The organism is Gilvimarinus sp. 1_MG-2023 (assembly GCF_030548285.1).
Genome location: NZ_JAUOSC010001257.1, coordinates 1 through 258 on the forward strand (window position 1 = coordinate 1; position 258 = coordinate 258).

Annotated in this window: 1 protein-coding gene; it reads left to right on the plus strand. The window is 50.0% G+C overall.

What is annotated here, in order from left to right; translation table 11 throughout:
* The coding region (locus Q4563_RS20905; RefSeq protein WP_303605885.1) for a sigma-70 family RNA polymerase sigma factor at positions 1-258 on the plus strand (258 nt) is incomplete at both ends.

A 258-nucleotide genomic window follows, 5' to 3' on the forward strand; every position in this document is an offset into this window, starting at 1 on the left:
GTTCACATTGCCCGCAGCTATTCCGGCTATGGGCTGAACCAGTCCGATCTGATCCAGGAAGGTAATGTTGGTCTGATGAAGGCCGTCAAACGTTTTAACCCGGAAGTGGGTGTGCGTTTGGTGTCATTTGCGGTGCACTGGATCAAGGCCGAAATTCACGAATTTATCCTGCGTAACTGGCGTATCGTCAAAGTGGCTACCACCAAGTCACAACGCAAACTGTTTTTTAATCTGCGTAGCCAGAAGAAGCGTCTGGGT